Here is a 19,551-nt window from a genome sequence, read left to right on the forward strand (position 1 = left end):
TTTGCATAAATTGCGCAATCGATTGCGCAATATAAATCAAAAATACCAATGAACCATAAGATTTTACAAATTCATCCCCAAGATAATGTTTTAGTGGCATTGACTGACCTAAAGTCAGGAGAATCTATTGAATTCAATGGCATAAGCATTTTATTGAAAGACAACACTCCCGCCAAACACAAGTTTGCCTTGGTCGATTTGGCACAAGGGGAGCACATCTATATGTATGGTTCCATTGTCGGAAAAGCCGTGTACCCCATCCTGAAAGGTGCTGTACTCACCACTGCCAACGTGGCCCATGAAGCCAATTCCTTTGGCAAGAAAACGGGGACCTACGAATGGACACCACCGACCCATAATCCTTTCAGCAACAGAACCTTCAATGGTTTCCACAGAAAAGATGGTCAGGTCGGAACGGCCAACTATTGGATCGTTGTCCCGCTGGTTTTTTGTGAAAACAGAAACGTGGAAGTCATCAAACAAGCCTTCACTGAGGAACTCGGATTCGGAAAACCAAATCCATACAAATCACTCGTGCAACAAATGGCGGAGTTGTTCAAAAGTGGGAAACAAGAAGCCATTTCCGAATTGGCTGTTGAGGAAGTTGCGCTTCAAAAAAACAATAAATTATTCAAAAACATAGACGGCATCAAGTTCCTGACCCACCAAGGTGGCTGTGGTGGGATCCGTCAGGATTCGGAAATGCTTTGTGCTTTGTTGGCAGGTTATATCAATAACCCCAATGTCGCAGGCGCAACAGTTTTGAGTTTGGGTTGCCAAAATGCCCAGCCTGCAATTCTACAGGAGAAACTGGACAAAATCAATCCCCATCAGGAAAAACCCATCATTCTGCTCGAACAACAGAAAGAAGGGACGGAACTGCACCTGCTGTCCCAAGCGATCAAAATGACCTTTATGGCGATGGCCAAGGCAAATGAACAGGAAAGAGCCCCTGCGCCATTGAGCAAATTGACCGTTGGTTTGGAATGCGGTGGTTCGGATGGATTCTCGGGGATTTCTGCCAACCCAGCCGTTGGTCATGCCTCAGACCTGATCGTTGCTTTGGGAGGAAAAACCATTCTTTCGGAATTCCCGGAACTTTGTGGTGTGGAGCAAGAATTGATGAACAGGTGTGTGAATGACGAAATCGCCGAAAAATTCGGTTCTCTGATGCGCGACTATTCCGCTTCGGCAGTGGCTGCCGGATCCGGATTTGACATGAACCCTTCTCCGGGAAACATCAAGGATGGCTTGATTACCGACGCCATGAAATCTTCCGGAGCTTCCAAAAAAGGAGGCACCTCTCCGGTGGTAGATGTTTTGGATTATGCCGAATATGCTACCAAGCCAGGATTGAACCTGCTTTGCACCCCTGGAAATGATGTGGAAAGCACCACAGCCATGGCAGGTTCCGGTGCCAATATCATGCTCTTCACGACCGGTTTGGGTACACCAACAGGCAATCCCGTTGCACCGGTGATCAAGATTTCCTCGAATACCAAATTGGCCGTGCGCATGCCCGACATCATCGACATCGATACAGGTGGGGTAATCTCGGGAGAGAAAACCATCACCGAAATGGGAGAAGAAATTGTCGAGCACATCATCCAGGTGGCCAGCGGAGAGATAAAAGCCAAAGCCCAACTCCTTGATCAAGATGATTTTATTCCTTGGAAAAGAGGGGTTTCTTTATAATTTCATTGCTGCTTTGACCCGAAGTAGGCATTAGGTTTCCAAAAGCAATTGAAACCTATTGCATATTTCGGGTAAAATTTACCCTACCCCTATCCTCTTCCCCACTTTGGAAGAATCATAAATCGCCTGAATGAGTGCAAGGGATTTTCTGGCAGACTCACCGGTGACAATTGGTGCTCGCTCCTCCTGAATCGCTTGGATCATGTCTTCGAATTGAACCAAATGCAAAGCGTGTCCAATCGCCATGGGGTCTGAGGCACCACTTTTGCTTTGTGCCAATGGTTCCACAATGGCACTTTCTTCTCCTTTGACATTCCATTGAATGATTTTGCCAGCTTCCAAAACGGCGCTTCCCAAAGCCCCATAGATTTCGAGTCTTTCCGGATATCCTGGATACAATGCCGTTCCGGCGGTGATATTTCCCAATGCCCCGTTCTTGAAATTCACAAGTGCAGCACCCAGATCTTCTCCTTCTATGGGATACAGCACCGTTTTGACCTGACCAAAAACCGAAGAAACCTCCCCCATAATGTCCACCAACAAATCAATGGTATGGATGCCTTGGTTGATCAAAGCACCTCCCCCGTCCCCTTTCAAAGTTCCCCGCCAATCACTTCCACTGTAGTAAGTGGCTTCCCGAAACCAATTGACATAGGCATTGCCCATCAATAATTTTCCAAAAACACCCTGTGAAACGGCTTGTTTCAATTTGAGATAATCTTCAGTGAACCTGTTCTGAAAGATCACGCCCAATTTCACCCCTGCTGTGTGACAAGCGGCAATCAATTCATCCGTTCTTTCCAGATTGATTTCGATTGGCTTTTCTATCAAGAGGTGTTTTCCTGCTTTTGCAGCGGCCAAGGCTGGTTCAAGGTGTGCTCCACTTGCCGTGCAGATACAGACAATGTCTAATTCTGGATGGTTTAAAAACGCCTTGATATCGGAATAAGCCCTCACCTTGAAGGATTCCGAGGCCCTGGCTGCGCGCTCCTCGCTCGAACTGCAAACCGCCACCAATTCCGCTCCTGCCAATTCCCGAATCGCCGCCGCATGTTTGGAGGCGATGGCACCGGTACCGATGATTCCAAACCCTAAATTTCGCTTCATTTCAGTTCCTCTAAAATCTTGTTCCAAACGGTTTCATCGATCGGAATTCCTTGATCCATGTTTTCTTTTCTGATGCGTGCAATATTTTCACCGGGATACCGGATTTCCTTTCCGTCAAAAACAGCAGAAGATTTCAAATCCTGAAGGATCGAGTCCAATTTGTCATCTGACCAAGCATCCATTCCCAGTTTGTAGGGATTCAGACAGATAAAAACCTGGGAAACCCCATATTCCTCTCCCGATTCTCCAACTTCATGCGTGGCTTTCCCTCCCGACAGGATGGATGCCAACATGTCCAACACAAGGGAAAGTCCAGCCCCTTTCCAAAGTCCAATCGGCAATGCCAACTCATGGTCAATGATTTCTCCGGGGGATTTGGTCAAATCCCCTACTTGGTCGAAACCGGCTTCAAAAGGCATTTCTTTTCCTTCCCTCAAATAGGTCGTCATTTTTCCATACGAAAACTGGGACATGGCCATGTCCAACACCACTGCTCCATTCTTTCGGGGAATAGCGACTACCAAGGGATTGTTTCCGAGTTTGGGTTCACTTCCTCCCCATGCTGGCATATTGGGTTTGGTATTGGTGAAACAAATCCCGATGCAACCTGCGTCAACAGCCTGCCATCCGTAATTCCCCGCACGCATCCAATGATTCGTGTTTTGAAGGGCAACAATTCCCAGGCCATGCTTTTTGGCCAGTGTAATCGCCCTTTCCATACATTGATGGGCATTTAAATTTCCGGGGCCGAGATTTCCATTCCACCTTTCGAACATCCCAAAAGCATCCATTTTTTCTGCTTCGGCAGTTGGGTGAACCAATTTTTTCTGAATCATGCTCAGAAAAACCGGGAATCGGTCGAGTCCATGGGAAGGCACGCCATCCAGGCTGGATTTGGCGAAAAGAGCGGAACACAAGGCTCCGCTTTTTTTAGAAAACCCATAATGGGACAGGATTTTCTCCAAGGTGGAGATCACAGTGGTATAAGGGATCCTCATGCTTTGATTTCGGACAATATCCAAGGCCAAGAAATTTAAGGGAAATGAATGTTATCCTTTGGCAATTCCAGAGAAGATGTTTTTTGCGGTTAGTCGATTCAGAGACCTTGGACCACCAGCATTTTGGCCTTGGATGCTTGGTGACGGATATTCTTGGCCTTGGTATATTCTTCGGATGCCCACCAAGTTTTTGCGATTTCCACTGATGGAAATTCAATCATCACAAAGCGCTCGGGATTCCAATCTCCTTCCAGAGATTCTGTCTGTACTCCCCTGACAATGAATTTTCCACCAAAAGCTTCCACTGCCGGACCACTCAATTTCTTATAGGACTCATACAATTCAGGATCGTGGATACTGACTTCGACCAATACGTAAGCAGGCATAAATATTTATTTTAGTTTTAAAATTGATTTAATTTTCTATCAGAAGAGCGCGATTTACTTGGATAATCTGGCATCAATCACCAATCGATTATGCTGTTGGATGTGCTGCTCCTTATTCTCCAAATAGTCTGATTTTCTTTCCCTTTCAACCCCATTGGGAAATCCTATGCATATTCCGGGTTGAATTGCGGGCAATCTCCAATCCTTCTCGCCAAAGGATGAAGTAAATACAAAAACAGAATTATTCCCAATTGGAAGCAAAAATACCTGAAATATAAAGGCCTTGATATTGGTCTACTACTGGCTTTCCACTGAGGTGCATTTCAAAGGACAGGAATATTTAGAGCTAGTCTTTGTCCCGTTTCAAGCTGATTTTATAATCATCAGGGGTGCCTTTCATATTGATATTGACAAAACGGATTCTGCGATCCGTGTCCCGGTAAACAATCGCATCTTCTTGTTCAGGATCAATTTCATTCTTGTTTTTCCCTCCAAAAAGAGAACGGAACCCAACTTGCGTCACCATCGCCAAAGGAACCCTGATGAAGTAGTCCATGTTCAGGTCCAGACTTTGTTTGCCCGATAGTTCTATAAATCCCAAACTGGAGTTGATCGTCATCTTCGGGATACTCAAAACGCCACCCTTCAGGTCGAAAGTGTTACTCAAGGTGTCAAACCGAATGTTTTTGAGGTTTCTGTCCGAAAAATAATCCGACATGGCATCCATGGGCGCAAAATTCACAATACTTCCCTGATAGATGGTCAAATCCATTTTGGCATCAGATTTTTCGATGATCGGTGTCAAATCAGGATAAACCAAGAATTTGCTGGTAATGGTCCCACTGACCAAACCATGGAGATTTTCATTGATGAGATAGTCCTGTCCAAAATTCTCAAACTTAATCAACAATTTGTCCAAATCCAGTTTTTTGGCCTTCATGGTGCTGTGGAAGTAAATTTCCTCAGGGTTTGAACCATTGAAATAACCGCTTACGCCCAATGTCCCGTCGGCCGCGCTGAGACCTAGGGTATCCAAATAGAGATAATGATCTGTCGTTGTTCTTGCTTTTGCGAACACGTCTTCCAGCCAGAAGGTATGGTAATTCATTTTTCCAATTTCCAAGGAAAAATCCATATTCGAGAAAGGCAGTTCAAATACATTGAATGCATCCTGATGGTTGGTGTCGGTTTCAAACCCATCAAAACCCATCAAAGCATCCAAATCCAACGTTTTTGCTTTGAGATGGAGATAATTGCGTTTTGATGCGAGAGTGTCTTTTTCCCCCATAAAATACCCCAGCATCAACCTGAAATCAGAGGTTCCCATTTTCCCGCTGAGGGAATCCAAAGTGAGATAGTCGTTTTCATAATGCAGTTTGCCTTGAAAATTCTCCAACTTAAGGGGATGGATTTTCATTTTTCCTTCCAAGGCCTTCAGGTGTAAGTCAGCAGAATGAAATCCACCCTGAAAATTCAGGTCCACTTTTCCCTTTAGCTTCAATTCAGAAAATACTTCCTCCTGATAATCCTCCGGTAAATAATTCACTCCATCATAACGCAGGAGGTCATTGATTTTCAATTGATTTGAAACTAGGTCAAATTCAAGACTGCTTTTCCCCACCTTTTCTTCCTGAAACCATTTCCGGTAGTTGTTGATCTTGCCCGTAAATAAAAAATCACTTTTATCGATTTCACCCCTAAAATCCTTGATTTCGATCGTGTTTTCATCGATCAGCAAGTCAACATCAAAATCATGAAAAACATGGGGGTAATGCTTCAATTTGGCATAGAAATCCTCGATGAAAAACTCACCTTTGGGTAGGTATTCATAATGATGCAAATCATATCCAGTGGTTTCAAAGGCCATCTTGATTTCAAAATCGGAAATCACCTCCTCCATTTTTGCCCCTGCAGAATCGGATGGAATGAGTTGTCCGAGGTCTATTTGTTTGGATTTGACCCTAAAACTGGCCTTTAAGGGCAAATTATTCCCATGCAACAATACGGGGAAATCGTCCAATTCCCCAGAAAAAGCAAAATCAGAATTTCCCATTTTAAAACTCAGGGCATCCAAAACCAGTTTCCCATGCTTCATAAAAGCATAACCGTTTGCTTGGGTGACGGCTTTTTCCAGACCGGGAACAGAAAAACTCAAATCCTTCAAAAAGATTTCACTTTGGAGGCTTTCCTGAACCGTGGCCAAGCCAGACGAGGCCAAATCCATGTCAATCATTTCATCAAAATCCATGTTCAAAATCACCTGACCGGTAATCCCCTGAAGACCTTCCACTTCGAAAAACTCACCCAAAAAACCCAAGTCCAAGTCCGCATTTAAGTTGACTTTGATAAATGGATCTTCAAAATCCCGTACAATGAGTCTTCCTTGAAATGTTCCCTGATCAGGTCGGGCGGAGAAATTCTGCAATTGAATTTCGGAAGTTTTCAAATTCCGGTCTTTCCCATTGGTGTAGAATCCTGAAAAATGGAGTGCATCCACTTTTTTGTCAATGGCAGGATTTAGAAAATAAGCATTGTTTGCTCCAAATTCTACGGAAATGGCTGGGCTTTCCTCCTTACCGGCAATCCCCTTGACTGAACCCAAAAAGTAAACTTCGCCTTCATTTTTATATCTGCTCAGGATTTCTCCAACCTCTTTAGGTGCAAATGCTGCGAAAATATTGAAATCAGGCTTCTCTCCATTGATTTTTAAATCCAGCCCAATTCCTTCTTCCAATATTTTGATTTCTCCTGAAAGTGCCAATATCGCTTCTTCCAGTTTGAGCATTGAAGGGGAAATAATGACTTGCTGCAGTTTTTCAAAATAATCCAACTCTAAGTCCAGATGAATCTTTTTATCGGCAAAAAAAGTAGGTGCGCCATCCTGTTCATAGTCAAACACCAGATCCGAAAGTAAATCAATGAAAATATGGTCCTCCCGGAAGCGGAAATCAGATTGGAGCGATCCAATATGAAAAACAAAATCGCTTTTTTGGGCCAAATCTGAATAGGTGATGTCAAACTTTTCTATCACGATTCCCGCAAGGTCAAAGACCAATGCCTCCTCGGTTTCCGTTGCATCCTTCTCTTCCGAAATCCCTTTTGCCAAGAGCAAATTGATGTCTCCATTTTCATATTTGACAACATGAAGCTGGCCATTGCTGATTTCCAACTTTTTGACGGAATAATTGCCTCTTATGATGTCCCAAATATTGAACCCTACATAAAAGTCTTCTGCTTCATAAATGGGTTTTGATTGATTATCCTTGCTTTCATAGAACTTTATCCCCTTCAAATCAATCGAGATATATGGGAAATTTGCAAAAGGAGAAATATAAGAATCCTCAATGGTCAACTCCCCCACAAACTGCTCATTGATGGCGGTGATTGCTTTTTGGGTGAGCTGATTTTGGTTTTGATAGACGATCCAAATGGAACTGATGCCCAACATCAGTGGGATCAATACTACAAGTGAGAGATAGAATATTTTTTTCCTTTTCATGTTCAATCGTTGTTAGGCCATACCCATTTCATTCCAGCCTGGAATTGGTGAATAATCAGTCTTTGTTTGCAATTATCAGCTTCACCAAATCGCCAATATGCCAAAATCCCCAAACAGTCTGATTTTCTTGCAGTTTCAACCCTTTTTGTAAAAACCAATGCATACTTCCGTTTCAATCAATTGGCAGCTATATTAAGTCCAAAAAAAGGCAAATGGTTCGAAGGCCGGTTGCTCTTTATTCCAAATTCAAGAAATGGATTATCCATATATTTTTCACTTGATGCAGGCAAAACTCCATTTCACCCCAAAAACCAAATCAAGAAGTAGGCAAAAACAGAAACCACCAAAGACGCCAACAGTACCGGCAACAAGCACTTTTTCAGGATGGAGGCATAATCACTCACTCCTGCCACCGCTGCTGCAGCGATAATGTTGAACAGACAAACCGCATTGCCCAATGAGGCCCCCATAAGCTGCATGCTGAGCACAATTTGAGGATTTAGGCCAAGACTTACGGCGGAAGAGTTTTGGACCGAACCAAAAATGATGTTCGAAACAGTGGTACTTCCAGAAATAAACGTCCCCAGGATTCCGATCATCGGGCTGATCAAGGGATAAGCCTGCCCGGTTTTGATAAATTCAGCGGCGACGGCATCTATCATGGAAGGCATCTGCGCACTGCCACTGTTGAGCATCAGCTGCGTGATGGCGAGGGAAGGGAAAAGCACCAGAAAAACCGCGAAGGTTTTTGAAACTGCAGGTTTCCAATCAAATTTAAAGTCCTTAACCAGAAACAGGGCAAATGCGGAAGCGATCAAAAACGGTAGAAGTGGAGACCTTAGTGGCTGAAGTCCAGCACTTACATTTGTTCCGAGAATGGCTTTGAATTCGACCTTATAGGCCAGGAAGTCCGCTAATCCAGTAAATATCTTGGGAAGCAGCAGCAAGATGACCAGTACCAAATATGGCATCCATGGCTTAAGGTGTATTTTTTTGTTTTTGAAAAGAAAAATGTAAGAGACCACAGCCATCACCACCGCGGCAATAATTCCAGTCAATTCCCTCAAATAAAAGGAACCCAAAACCAAGGGAGCCATGATAGCGAAATACAATATCCATGCGTAGGTTGGATTGTTTTCCGTGGTTTCTCTCTTCAGGAAAACCAAAACAAAGACCAGAATCACCATTCCTGCCAAAAATATCCCTGCGGTCGAATAAAGATAAATGTTGCTGACGGCCTCTATCGGGAGCTCCAGGGGAATTTGGAAACCTGCGGTAACGGGTGTACCAACAGCTCCCGCCATCGCAAAAAGCCCGTCAATAAGCAGCACCACGGCAATGGACAGCAAAGGAGAATAGCCCAATGAAATCAACAAAAGAGGAACAATGGCTCCCGGTGTACCAAAGCCCGCAACACTTTCAAAGAATGCGGTAAGGAAGAATGCCAAGAAGTAAAACTTAAAGGACTTGTCGGGATGGATTGCGGCAAGGGAATCTTTAATGCCAGATATATAGGATTTCTGCTCCATGATCTGGTAGAGAAATATCGCCCCAAAAATGATCATCGAAATATTGACCGTCCCAGTCAATGCGCTTATCAGGGAAGCCAAAAATGGGAAAACTCCGTTTCCCCAGAGAAAAAACAAGGCCGATGTGACCATGAAACCTGCATAAATACCGGTTTTGACACCTTTTGCCAAGCTAAGAACGAGCAGGGTCAGGATGGGAAGAAAGGAAAGCAATATAAAAGGCAGCGTCATGGACCTGGGGAATTGTAAGATAAAACTAATGAAATAAATTACGGGGTTATCACTTTAGATTTGATAACCTGAAAAAAAGATTCCTAAGGCTATACCTCAAATGCAATTGCCTTGATTTTCAACAAAGAATATTGAAAATAAAATAAATTATAGGTAAAGTAAAGCTTTCGCATCAATCATGTCTGTTTTGGGAAGGAATTAAAAACTGAATACAATCGGTTTTAGAAAAGCCTTTAACAAAAAAAGCTGCCCCGAGTTGGGACAGCTTTTCTTATTTGAGATTGCTATGAAGTTCTATTTGATCAACAATCGCTCCACCGTCGTGTTTCCAAAACGGTCAGTGATCATAACCAAATAAACACCTTTTGCAAAGCTGCTCACCTCAAACTCAACATCTCCACTGGAACTGAGTACCTGCGCGAGTTGATGGCCGCCCATAGTGAGCAATTGCACATTGGTCAGGCCTCTTTCACCCTTGATACTCACATTGACTACTTGAGAAGCAGGGTTTGGGAAAACCTTCACATTGGCATTTGGTCCCGTGATCGGCAGCCTCACTTCATCGGAGATCGAAACACAACCCTCAGCATCTTCGATGGCTACCTGATACATTCCTGCGCCATTGAATTTTTCATTGGCAATGATGGAGGTGGCAAACAGGTCTCCATTTTTGTACCACTTGTAGGTGTATGCACCTTCTATCGTAAACACTCTTCCTTTTTCAAGGAAAATCACAGGCTTCGGAAGGGACTTGATCGACACGGCAAAAGGAGCTGTGCGGATGGATTCACAGATTTCAGAACCCAAAACAACCCTGTAAAGTTGATCACTTTCAATTCCCGAAAGGGTCAAAAGATCCACGCCTTTTGAGTTGTCTACATTTATCCAAGTCGCTCCATTGTCACTGGATGATTCCCATCCGAGGATTTCGTCATAGACGCCTCCGATCAGTGCCAATTGGACTTCATTTCCTGCACATACTTGCGCGGTACCGGCAATGATACCGGCTTCCAAGTTGCAGTTAAATTCAAACCTTACCTTAACCGGAATATGGTCGGAAGTGGTATTGGCATAATTCTGAACCAAATCAAATGGAATCACCACTCTTTCAGAACCGGCAAGCCAGAGGTCATTCATCTCATTGGAAATGATCATGTGGTCAATCACATTCTCAAAAGCGATGAAAGTCCTCAATCCAGCATTGCTCAAACTGATGGTCGCAGGAATATAGTTTTCCGAATCATTGATGTAATCGATGAAGGAGGTTTCTGTGGTATTCACCGTTGGCGCAGACTGATCTGCTACGGTTTCATCCAAATCCTCATTGAAATCACCCAACAAAATCAAAGGCACATTGCCATAATACTGATCCAGTGAATCTTTCAGCACATTGACATCATATTTACGCATCGCATATCTTGGATTTGCAGCACTTTCCCCACCACCATTAGATCGGGTGTGTACGTTGACCAAGGAGATATTTTGCTTCACGCCATTGATGTTCGTCTTGATATCAAACAGGAAAGGAAGTCTTCCACTTGCCCAGAATCGATCCCTTGATGAAGGATAATTGCTCAAATTGGCAACATCGACTCCCTGAAGCAATACACGGGTGCTGACAGAATCCACCGTTGCGGTTTTGTACAAATAGGTAAGCTTCTGTGCTTCGGAGAATTCTCCCACCTGCGATACCGCCGGTGAATGGAAACCTCTATAGCCAGGAAGCGCAGCTACCAATTCGTAGAATTTATCCAGATTGGTGATTTCCTGAAAAGCGTACACATCGGCATCAAGGTCCTCAATGATTGTTTTGACATTCTGCAATTGCAGGTCGACATTGTTTGGACCTTGGAAAGGTGTCGTGGAACCAAACCATTCCACATTCCAAGTCACCACGTCAAAGGTGTTTTCCTTGCCTTTGGTGGAACCTGTGAATCTGCCATATTCGACAGTTTCTCCCGCCGTGGTCAATTTCAGACTTGCCACATCTACACCCACCATGGTTGGTGCATATTTGACTTGGATCGCAGATCTGAATTGATCACCTGGTACAAATACAATTTCCTGACTGAAAGTAATTCCGTCTCTAGAAATCACGAATGGTGCATCAATCGAAAGTGTTACAGCATCGGTGAATCCGGTTGCGGTGAAGTTGTAGGATTTGGACGGGGAAATTTCTCCTGCATTGATCACCCCAAAGTGCATATTACTCAATGGACCGACAGCAAGGATCAAGTTTCTTGGCTGCTCCGCTTGGATCCGGATATTGAAATCTTCCACTCTCCATTCGGCGGCACCAACTTCCTCATCAGAGGTATAAATGAAGGCCAGATGCAATTGCCCATTTTTAAAATCCGTCAAATCAATGTTGTCTGCCAGCACATAACTTCCTGTGGAAACAGCAAATTTATCTTCCAATCCCACCCAAGTAAATTCTGGGGAATTGGGATCGCTGAATCCGTCATAATTGGAAGAAGCGACCAGTCTCAATCTTGGACCGCTAAAGAAAGCCCTGGAATAGAAGCTCAAGACAGGGAATTGATCGGTAGAAAGATCAAACAAAGGTGAAATCAACCAATTTTCATTGTCTTGCGCACCATTGGAGAAACCATTCATTTGAACGGCACTTCCGACATTGTTCAGTCCGGTGCCTGCAGCAGTGATCAACCAGTTTTGCGCTCCTCTTACACTGTAATCTGTCCAACCTTGCGTAGAGAACAAATCCGGGGTATTGAAGGATTGGGTGTAAGGAATGGCAGTCGTATTGCCGGATTCTATACCTCTCAATTTCACGATGGACCTGTAAATCTGCTCGCCTGTATGGACAATAAATCCGTTTCTGATGCCATTGGCAAAAGCTGTTGGGACGAATCTTACAAGGATGTCTGTTGACGCTGCGCTCAAATTGGGAAGGGTCAATGTTTTCACGAAGTTTTCGCCATCCAAGGAAATCTCAAATGGTCCTTCCACACCAAGTTCAATGGATGCAGATGGCTGATTGACCGTGAAGGTATAGGAAGCGTTTTCAGAAATCTGGCCAGATGGCGTAACACCAAAATCAAGAGTTTCAGCGGAGAAAACGATAGTTCCTGCAGCATTTTCAGTGATCAAGTCCGATGCGAACCTTGGATTGAATTGTGCTGTGGCATTGAACCTATCGACGATGCCGATCATATCAAAAGATTTGTCTGGGATAGGCGTGCCCACCAAAGGATGGTTTGCCGTCGGAATTCTAAAAATCCGATCTGCCGATTGTCCCGCAATCGCATAACTTCCAACAGCACCCGCACCTTCGAAAAGGATTCTGCTGTCTGCAAGCGCGATATTGTTTACCCTTACCAAACGACCTTGATTTGCTGGATTGCTTATTTCAGCAATCCCGATCGCCAATGGTTCTGGCAAAGCCACATTTGCGGCCAAGCGCTCGATGGAAAATGGTCCCACGCTGATTTGGATGTTTTGGTTGAAGGTGCCGAGTACGCCCGAAACCCTTACCAAATCCCCAACATTAAGCGCAGCGGAACCAGCGATTCCATTGCCCAAGGTATTGGCGAAAGCACGTAAAAGGATTCCGCCCGTTTCATCTTGAATCCACCTGTTGTCTGGATTGAGGGTGCTTCCCGCAACCACAATTCCTTCCACAAAAACCTCGGCACCATTGGGCAACAATCTTGCTTCCGCAATGCTGACCTGATTGCCGATTTCTTCGCCTTTCAGGCTTACCACTCTGCTCACGGAACCTTCACTTTGGAAAGTCAAATTGCGCTCGAAGATGCTGTTGGTTCCACTTGTAGGTGCAAATCTAATCCTAAGTTCAATTTCCCCGTTTTCAAATGTTGCGGGATCCAGGATCAATTCCGAAGTGAATTCACCAGTTGCGGTGCTCACTTCAAAGTTTGCCGGAGCTGTTACTTTGATTTCGGAGGTCACATTGGTAACAGACAATACTACTGTTTGAAAATCGGTAGTTTGCCCATTTCTGATCCTACCAAAATCCTCCAATGAAGTTTTGTTGACAGCCAAAACCGGCGCATTCGGATCAAAAGTGGAGAATGTCCATTCCGTGGAGGATTGAATTCCTCCAAATGCATTGTTGAAGAGATCGACAAAAGCACCTGCCTCTATCAAGACGTAATAAGATGTGGCTGCCTCCAATTCCTCGAGGGCAATCGAAACCGAATTTTGATTGATCGTCACTGCGGCATCGGTTACGGCGATTGTTCTTGCGAGCGTACCGTCCGATTTGTATAGGAATATATTTCCCTGTCCTTTTATGATCTTTTCATCAAAGGTGATTTCAAGATCCGTCCCAATATTGATTTCTTCGGCACCACTTGACGGTGAAACCGCAGCAATCATTGGTGCAAAATTATCGTCAAAAGGAGTCCATTGGATATTGTCAATGGTGATCTGTCCTTCGGTTAGGTTTTTGATCTCGATGACGATATCACCACCAAGATTGATATCATTAACCACAAATTTCCTGATAGTCGCATCTGCACCAGAGGCATTGCCAAAGATTTCTGACCTGTCAATTTCAACACCATTGATGAACAAGGCAAGTTGTCTCGGAACGCTTCCGGTAAAGGCTTTCCTAAAGTCCACGCTGAATGAACCGATTCCTCCAGAAAGAGTCTGGGAAACAATACTTGAATTGTCACTGGCCCTTCTCAACATCAGGCCTTTTCCTTCAATGGGGAAATCCCCTTCATTTCTTGAAGCCAAATACGACCAAGTGATTCCTTGATTGCCCACAAAAGATCCAGTCACATAACCGGTACCCACTGTGATCAAATCAAAATTCTCGGTATTGACAATGGGTTCTTCGACGAATAATCCTGCGACCTGAACCGCTGTTAGGCCAATCTGTCGACTGGAACCCCCGTCATTGATTCCTCTTTCGGAAGCCCATGAAATTTCTATGTTCGCACCAGGTTGAATACTCAAACCGGTAATCAAATGGCTCACAACCCTGTCCTGACCTTCTCCCGTAGAGTAGGCCAATTCGGGAATTACGATTCCATTCACACGCACGGTGAATTCAGGGAAACGGGTTTGGGTAACTCTTTCGACTTTCCCCAAATAGGACACCTGCAATTCTTCTATGGTATTGGAAGATGTATTGGTCAAAAGAAGGCTAGCCGTGAATACACCTGAAGTACCTGTATGTTGATAGCCCAAAACGCCATTTCCACGGATACCACCTGCGGTACCTGCTCCAAAATCCCCATTGTAATTGAGGATATTTCCTGTGAATGTCCATTCTTGGTTTTCACCAAAAGTAGCCACCGGGGATACTTGATTGATAAAGGCCGAAAAATCCTGCTGGTAAGGCAAACCTGTAACACTTCCTTCGGGAATATTGATGACAAAAGACGCTTCGGCCACATCACTATTCTCCAAATCCAGCTTCATGGCAATCGCCTTGATGGTAAGGGAGGAACTGATTTCAATTGGTGCAGTATAAAGTGTACTGTTCTCATTTGGAACAGCACCGTCCAAAGTGTAGTAGATGGAGGCATCAGCAGTTGAAGAAGCGATGCTGACCGTTTGTGCAGAGGTGAACTCGCCGCCATCTGGAGAAAAAGCAGGAAAACCGGCTTTTTCAACCTGGTTTCCATCGGAACTGTTCCATGCGATATTGTCGATGACCAGCTGCCTGTTGGTCGTGCCACCCAAAAGGTGTCGGATTTCCAAAGTAAAGTCGCCTGGGATATTGATGTTTTCAACTTCGAAGGTGAAGATCTCGTCACTTCCGCCAGTGAAATTCCCAAAAACCTGAGATTCTGCGATCAATTGGTTATTGATAAAAAGACCAACCTGCCTGTCCCCTGAACTGGTGAAGGCTTTTCTCATCAGCACCCGAAAGTTGGAGATACCGCCACTGATCGGGTTGGATTTAATGCCACTGGACTCTCCAGAGCGTCTCAAGAGCAGACCTTCCGCATTGATGGGAAAAGCTTGCTCGCCTGTGACATGGGTGTACGTCCAGGTAATTCCGGCATTGCCCACGAAGGATCCGTCCCTGTAGGTGGATCCGGTAAGGGCCAGGTTTTCAAATGTTTCTTCATACGCATATGAAGGACTATTTTGGGCCCAAGCAATGCCTGAGACGCAAAACAACATCAGAAAACCAAAAATAAATTTTGGTAGAAATTGTTTCATAGGGTGATTTTAATGTGACAATATAAAATTTTCCTCGAAAATAGGGTTTTATTTGGTTTCGGGCCTCACCTATGTTGTTATCAAATCATTAAGACGAAATAAAAAGCAATAAATAATATAGGAACGGTGGATTCCGGTGTGTAAAAAAATTTTGGATGAGAAAAGTTAGTTTCGATTTTGCAGAAATTGGATTACTTTTTAAAAGACGATTTAAATTCAACTTTTTTTCTGAAGACTTTGACAATCAATGGAAACTTAAAGAAAGGGAAGTCGACACAAGTTCAATAACCATCAGCGGAACAGGCATATTCATTGATGAACTTAGACTCCATCCAATATTAACGCTCATGGAAACCTATACCTACAACCCTCATTTGGGCATGACCTCATCATCAGACCCTAGAGATTATGTCCAAAAGTTTATATATGACCATATTGGAAGATTAGTAGCGATAAAAAACAATGATGATGATATTGTACAATATTATCAAGCTTGACCTTGATGGTCCGAGCCGATGCAAACCTAACTTTGATCACTTTTTATATTGTTTTTTATTGGTGTTCGCGAACCTCCCTTTGGTCGGTTTGTCTCTTATTTTTGTTGTTTTTTCCCTGCACACAACCAGGTTTCGGAGACGGGACCCGGACCGATGACGAACGCAACTTAACCTGTGACCGTTTCCGTTACTCCAAACTTCAATTTGAATCGGTGTTGAAGATCCTGTGTGGCAAGCTGTTTAAACTTTAAATTTCTTTGGGTCTTTCCGATTGGGTCTAAAGCTCACAACCTCTATATGGTCTTCTTTGATGCGGTAATAAATACTCGTCTGTTTACTGAAGGTACATTTCGGGACCTTTCGATATCATATCCAGCGTCTTTTCAATACTGATATAAATTTCTTTCGCCTTGTTATGCCCAAACTTCCGAACGACATATTCCAACAATTCCATTTCTTCATGCCTGGCACGAAGAGAATAGCGAACTGCCAATGCCAAACCTAAAAGTTGAACCTGTTTTTGATTTCCTCACGGACTGATTCATGGGACACGTATTGGCCTTTATCCAGCTGCTCCAGTCCTTCATCGATGGCAGCCCTGTCTTCCGCACTTAACTCTTCCCAAAAATCCACTTCCTCTTCAATATTTAAAAGTGATTTGATAGCATTCAAGATCCGCTCGTCATTGCTATTGATGATTTCCGATATGATCCTATATTTTATTGAAGCATCCATTTGATGATATTTATTTGTTCCTTAAGTTAACGATTTTTATCTTCAGTTAAGTTTCTTTTCACCCCAGCGGATGGTGTCGTCTATTAACTCTTTGCCCTGGTATAGACACCTGTTTGTATGCAGACCGCCGTAAATGTATCCCAGTCCTGTCAGCTCCAGACCGCATGGGTCATAAGAAGTTTCCATTACGAAGAGTGGGGGTTGAATTTGGATCAATGAAGTTATCAAATCTACCTGCCGGTAGACAGGCCATGCGTTTTCCTCGGTTTCGTTGGCCACAAAAGTCTCCATGAAACCAGATTTGTTCATATAAAAGGTTTCTGTAAGTTCCTCATGCTTGTTTTCTGCTTTTTCACTAAAGGCCCTGCCCTACAAACCTGGCCCCAAACAAAACAGTCCACTGGAATGCTTATTCAATTTATGCAATTCAAATTCCGGCAACAATGAATCCGTAAAAAAGAAACATTATTACCGAAATTGTTCCTTCAAAAAATCAAAGACGATCAAGCATCCCCTGTAATTTGTCCTGGATTTCGCCCGCATGCACCCTCAATTCGGCATTTCCTACTCCCTCCATCGCAAACAAGGGATTGATTGTAGAGACTTCATGTTTTTCATTTTCGATTTCCCGAATCGTCACGTTACAGGGCAACATCGTACTGATGCTTGGATCGATGCTCAGGACTTTGTCCGCATAAACTGGATTGCAAGCACCCAAAATGGTATGCGGCAAATAATCCTTATCCAGTTTCACTTTCATGGTCTTTTGCAAATCAATTTCGGTGAGAATCCCAAAACCGGCATCTTTCAAAGCCCCCTCCACAGATTTTCTGACCTCCTCAAATGTTTTTCCATTGATTGTTTTTGAATTATAGTATCTCATGGCTTGTCTTTTCTTGTGATTTAGCAATCTAGCCATCTTTGCTAAAAAATAATATGACATTGGTCACATCCAAGTTGGTGTTTTGATAGGGAGAAAGTTTTAGAGAGATTTTTAACCCGGTTTATACATTCCAATTCAATTCCAGCCTGAGATTCCCGAATGATCAGTCAATTGTTTGTTTTTTTGACTTTACCCTATGGGTCTTTCACCTCTTAATCCAAATAGTCTTATTTTCTTGCAGCTTCGACCCCAATTACGATACGGGATATATCTTTCGGGTTTAATCGATTTTAAAATTGGGTTTCATGAACAATGTGAAAACAATCAGCCATCTATTTCCTTAAAAAATCCCACAAAAAAAAGGAGTCGAAATCGACTCCTTTTCAATCCAAAATATGGATGTTCATACTTGTGGTTGTTGTTTTGAAAAATATACAAAATCAATCCATTTGCTGTTTTTTCACCCCTACCAATCCATTCAAATATACCTCCACATTCGTGTAGCCTTTGTCCAAATCAAAACCAGAGGCATCCGATGCATCATTGGGGTCGAGACCGTTTTTTACTTCCCAAGCATCTGGCATTCCGTCGCTGTCGGAATCCTTCGGCGCTTCCCCGTTTTTCAGGATTGGCCAACCTCCCACGTCCTTTTGACTGTCGATGATGCCGTCTTTGTTTTTACCATAGGAGCTTTGGCCGGATCTGGTTTCCTCCACCAGCCTTTTGTCAACTCCATCTCTTTGGTAGCTGGCACCGGCATATTTCAACACAGATTCAAATGCCTGCTGGGCGGATTCGGTTTTTTCCATCACAAAAGGAAAGGCACCACTGACCAGGACCATTTCCGGAGCGACATTGTCCACTCCCAATGCATTGTACTGTGAAACTTCCTCGTTTCCAGCAACATAATTTCCCTTCAGGAAAAAGGTGCCATAGGGTTTGTAGGGTTCCAAAATCCTGGATTTATTGGATCCGGTGGCAGGGCCTGCTTTGTAATAATTGTTTACCAAATTGTGTTTGCCTTCTTCCCCGGCGTAGGAACTGTTGCTCTTCCAGTTGTAAATTACATTGTTCCGGAAATCAACGATTTCCAACTCAGGTTCCTTGTGGTAGCGGGAGCCATTGAACCTGGGAAGCCGACTGTTGTGGCTCATGATCAAGTTGTGGTGGAACGTCGCTTTTTTCCCACCCCAGATTCCCCCATAGCCATGGTCGCCTTTGGCATGCACGGATTCGTTGAGGCTTTCTGAAATGATAGACCATTGGAGCGTAAAGTTCTCGTTGTCATAAAAGGAGGCACACTCGTCCGTCGCCCAACTCAGCGAGCAGTGGTCGATGATGATGTCCTTGTTGCGGATCGCGCTCATCGCATCGTCTTGGACATCGTACAGATCCCCCAGCCTGCTCCTGATATAGCGGATGATGATATTGTCCCCTTTGACTTTGATGGGGTAATTCTGGATGGTAATCCCTTCCCCTGGCGCACTTTGCCCTGCAATGGTGAGATTCCCCGTGTTGATATCCAACACGGATTGCAGTTCAATATTGCCGGATACGGCAAAAACAAGGATTCTGGGTTCCTTTTTGCGAACCGCCTCACGCAAAGAACCGGGGCCGTCATCGGCCAAGGTGGTGATGACGTACACTTTGCCCCCTCTCCCACCGGTGGTGTATTTACCAAATCCATCGGCTCCCGGGAATGCCAATTGCCTTCCGGTTTCTTCCGATTGGGTAGAATTGTCTGAATTGGCCGATTGGTTTTGCGCAGCACAGCCAAAGGCAAAAAGACTGAATGCAGAAAGATATAATGCTTTTTTCAACATGGT

11 protein-coding genes are annotated in these 19,551 nt (G+C 44.0%); 2 read left to right on the forward strand and 9 right to left on the reverse strand.

Annotated features, from left to right (window positions below; genetic code table 11):
- Positions 1-48 precede the first annotated feature (48 nt).
- Positions 49-1,695: a UxaA family hydrolase gene (locus F824_RS0113240; RefSeq protein ID WP_026333697.1), complete on the forward strand. Its 1,647-nt coding sequence runs from the start codon at positions 49-51 to the stop codon at positions 1,693-1,695.
- A gap of 78 nt (positions 1,696-1,773) precedes the next feature.
- On the opposite strand, the gene F824_RS0113245 is transcribed toward F824_RS0113240, so the two are convergent.
- From F824_RS0113245 to F824_RS26860, 6 genes are all read right to left on the reverse strand, one after another.
- Entirely contained in the window at positions 1,774-2,802 is a 1,029-nt protein-coding gene (locus F824_RS0113245) for a Gfo/Idh/MocA family protein (RefSeq protein ID WP_019598387.1), read from the reverse strand.
- Positions 2,799-3,800: a 3-dehydro-L-gulonate 2-dehydrogenase gene (gene yiaK, locus F824_RS0113250; RefSeq protein ID WP_031327123.1), complete on the reverse strand. Its 1,002-nt coding sequence runs from the start codon at positions 3,798-3,800 to the stop codon at positions 2,799-2,801. Before yiaK ends, F824_RS0113245 begins: the two co-directional genes overlap by 4 nt.
- 98 nt (positions 3,801-3,898) lie before the next feature.
- Entirely contained in the window at positions 3,899-4,186 is a 288-nt protein-coding gene (locus F824_RS0113255) for a DUF1330 domain-containing protein (RefSeq protein ID WP_019598389.1), read from the reverse strand.
- A 346-nt stretch (positions 4,187-4,532) separates the two neighbouring features.
- Positions 4,533-7,685: an AsmA-like C-terminal region-containing protein gene (locus tag F824_RS0113265; RefSeq protein WP_019598391.1), complete on the reverse strand. Its 3,153-nt coding sequence runs from the start codon at positions 7,683-7,685 to the stop codon at positions 4,533-4,535.
- A 299-nt stretch (positions 7,686-7,984) separates the two neighbouring features.
- On the reverse strand, positions 7,985-9,445 hold the full coding sequence (locus tag F824_RS0113275) for an L-lactate permease (protein ID WP_019598393.1): 1,461 nt from the start codon (positions 9,443-9,445) through the stop codon (positions 7,985-7,987).
- Between the two features lie 294 nt (positions 9,446-9,739).
- On the reverse strand, positions 9,740-15,610 hold the full coding sequence (locus F824_RS26860; RefSeq protein ID WP_019598394.1) for a chitobiase/beta-hexosaminidase C-terminal domain-containing protein: 5,871 nt from the start codon (positions 15,608-15,610) through the stop codon (positions 9,740-9,742).
- 155 nt (positions 15,611-15,765) lie between these two features.
- On the opposite strand from F824_RS26860, the gene F824_RS0113285 reads away from it, so the two are divergent.
- Positions 15,766-16,107 carry a hypothetical protein gene (locus F824_RS0113285; RefSeq protein WP_019598395.1) on the forward strand — a complete coding sequence of 114 codons (342 nt, stop codon included), beginning with the start codon at positions 15,766-15,768 and terminating at the stop codon, positions 16,105-16,107.
- Positions 16,108-16,608: 501 nt separating this feature from the next.
- On the opposite strand, the gene F824_RS0113295 is transcribed toward F824_RS0113285, so the two are convergent.
- The 3 genes from F824_RS0113295 to F824_RS0113320 form a co-directional block, all read right to left on the reverse strand.
- On the reverse strand, positions 16,609-16,842 hold the full coding sequence (locus tag F824_RS0113295) for a hypothetical protein (protein ID WP_019598397.1): 234 nt from the start codon (positions 16,840-16,842) through the stop codon (positions 16,609-16,611).
- Between the two features lie 493 nt (positions 16,843-17,335).
- Entirely contained in the window at positions 17,336-17,761 is a 426-nt protein-coding gene (locus tag F824_RS0113310; protein ID WP_019598399.1) for a DUF302 domain-containing protein, read from the reverse strand.
- 404 nt (positions 17,762-18,165) lie between these two features.
- Positions 18,166-19,548: a hypothetical protein gene (locus F824_RS0113320; protein ID WP_019598401.1), complete on the reverse strand. Its 1,383-nt coding sequence runs from the start codon at positions 19,546-19,548 to the stop codon at positions 18,166-18,168.
- Between the last annotated feature and the right edge of the window lie 3 nt (positions 19,549-19,551).

Source organism: Rhodonellum psychrophilum GCM71 = DSM 17998 (assembly GCF_000381545.1).
GTDB classification, from domain to species: domain Bacteria; phylum Bacteroidota; class Bacteroidia; order Cytophagales; family Cyclobacteriaceae; genus Rhodonellum; species Rhodonellum psychrophilum.

Coding starts and splice junctions, on each gene's coding strand:
- F824_RS0113240 (WP_026333697.1), top strand. CDS start 49: ATGAACCATAAGATTTTACAAATTCATCCCCAAGATAATGTTTTAGTG.
- F824_RS0113245 (WP_019598387.1), bottom strand. CDS start 2,802: ATGAAGCGAAATTTAGGGTTTGGAATCATCGGTACCGGTGCCATCGCC.
- yiaK (WP_031327123.1), bottom strand. CDS start 3,800: ATGAGGATCCCTTATACCACTGTGATCTCCACCTTGGAGAAAATCCTG.
- F824_RS0113255 (WP_019598389.1), bottom strand. CDS start 4,186: ATGCCTGCTTACGTATTGGTCGAAGTCAGTATCCACGATCCTGAATTG.
- F824_RS0113265 (WP_019598391.1), bottom strand. CDS start 7,685: ATGAAAAGGAAAAAAATATTCTATCTCTCACTTGTAGTATTGATCCCA.
- F824_RS0113275 (WP_019598393.1), bottom strand. CDS start 9,445: ATGACGCTGCCTTTTATATTGCTTTCCTTTCTTCCCATCCTGACCCTG.
- F824_RS26860 (WP_019598394.1), bottom strand. CDS start 15,610: ATGAAACAATTTCTACCAAAATTTATTTTTGGTTTTCTGATGTTGTTT.
- F824_RS0113285 (WP_019598395.1), top strand. CDS start 15,766: ATGAGAAAAGTTAGTTTCGATTTTGCAGAAATTGGATTACTTTTTAAA.
- F824_RS0113295 (WP_019598397.1), bottom strand. CDS start 16,842: ATGGATGCTTCAATAAAATATAGGATCATATCGGAAATCATCAATAGC.
- F824_RS0113310 (WP_019598399.1), bottom strand. CDS start 17,761: ATGGCTAGATTGCTAAATCACAAGAAAAGACAAGCCATGAGATACTAT.
- F824_RS0113320 (WP_019598401.1), bottom strand. CDS start 19,548: ATGTTGAAAAAAGCATTATATCTTTCTGCATTCAGTCTTTTTGCCTTT.